Source organism: Kitasatospora putterlickiae, from assembly GCF_039527695.1.
Classification (GTDB): Bacteria; Actinomycetota; Actinomycetes; order Streptomycetales; family Streptomycetaceae; genus Kitasatospora; species Kitasatospora putterlickiae.
On sequence record NZ_BAAAKJ010000220.1, the window covers coordinates 1 to 1,644 of the forward strand.

General features: G+C 73.3%; 1 protein-coding gene and 1 pseudogene. Both read left to right on the forward strand.

The annotated features are described in order from the left end of the window. A partial coding sequence (locus tag ABD308_RS21995; RefSeq protein WP_344337829.1) for a sortase occupies positions 1-898 on the forward strand: 898 nt, incomplete at its 5' end. 188 nt (positions 899-1,086) lie between these two features. Beyond that, a pseudogene (locus ABD308_RS22000) lies at positions 1,087-1,644 on the forward strand (phosphate ABC transporter ATP-binding protein); the annotation flags it as partial.

Sequence of the window (1,644 nt, forward strand, 5' to 3'; positions counted from 1 at the left end):
CGCCCCCCCCCCCCCCGCGCCCGCCCCCGCGCCCGCGCCGGAGACCGCTCCGTCCGGGCCCGACACCGGCGGCCCCGGCCGGACGGCCAAGCGGGTCCGGTTCTTGCAGGCGGCCTGGGCGGTGAGCCTGCTGGCGGCGCTCACCATGGGCTTCGTCGGCTACCTCTTCACCCTCTCGCACGTGCAGCAGAAGCACTTCCAGTCCACCTCCTACAAATCCTTCCGCGACCAGCTCGCCAAGGCGACCGCGCCGACCGGCAAGGCCCCGGCCGGCTCCCCCGTCGCCCTGCTGGACATCCCGGCGATCGGGCTGCACCAGGCGGTCGTGGTGGAGGGCACCACCGGCCGGGACCTCATGAAGGGTCCCGGCCACCGCCGGGACACCGCGCTGCCCGGGCAGACCGGCGTGGCGGTGCTGTTCGGCCGCGGGGCGACCTTCGGGGCGCCGTTCGCCGAGCTGACCAAGCTGCGGGTGGGCGACAAGATCGAGGCCACCACCGGGCAGGGCAAGTTCACCTACACCGTCAACGTGTACGGCGACGAGGACCACCCGATCGCGGACCCGGTGCGCAACCGGCTGGTGCTGGTGACCAGCGACTCCGACTGGATTCCGCGCTCGACGCTGATGATCGGCGCCCGGCTGGACGGCGACGCGGTGGTCAACCCGGGCGGGCGCCCCGCCACTGTGCCGTACGACAAGGCGCTGGCCGCCGACAAGGGCGCGCTGGCCACGCTGCAGCTGTGGTCGCTGGGCCTGCTCGGCGCGGTGACCGCCGCCGTCGTACTGGCCCGGTACTGGCACCGCTCGGCCGCCTACCTCAGCCTCGCGCCGGTGATCGGCGCGCTGCTCTGGGCGGTCTACGAGAACGCCGCCGCCCTGCTGCCCAACCTCTACTGAAGCGCGCCCGGAGGACCGTACCGATGACGGATGCACCGATGACCGATCTGCCGCACGACCAGGCCCCGGGGGCCGACGAGACCACGATGACGCTGCCCGCCGTCCCGCCGGCCGAGTACGCCGAGCAGGACGGGCAGCACCTGCTGTACCCGCAGGACGCGCACTACGACGGTTACGACCAGGAGCCCGTGCTGGCCGGTCTGGAGACCCGGGACGTCTCCGCCTGGTTCGGCTCCCGCAAGGTGCTGGAGCGGGTCTCGCTCGCGATGCCCGCCGGGGAGGTGACCGCCCTGATCGGACCGTCCGGCTGCGGCAAGTCCACCTACCTGCGGATCCTCAACCGGATGCACGAGATGATCCGCGGCGCCGCGCTCTCCGGCGAGGTGCTGCTGGACGGGGACGACGTCTACCGGCCCGGCCGGCGTCCCGCCGAGGTGCGCCGCCGGATCGGCATGGTGTTCCAGCGGCCGAACCCCTTCCCGGCGATGTCGATCAAGGACAACGTCTCCAGCGGGCTCAAGCTCGCCGGCATCAAGGTCGCCAGGGACGAACGCGAGCACCTGGTGGAGACCAGCCTGCGCCAGGCCGGTCTCTGGGACGAGGTGGCGAGCCGTCTCGACGCCCCCGGCGGCTCGCTCTCCGGCGGCCAGCAGCAGCGCCTGTGCATCGCGCGGTCGCTGGCCGTCTCGCCGGACATCCTGCTGATGGACGAGCCCTGCTCGGCGCTCGACCCGACCTCGACCCGC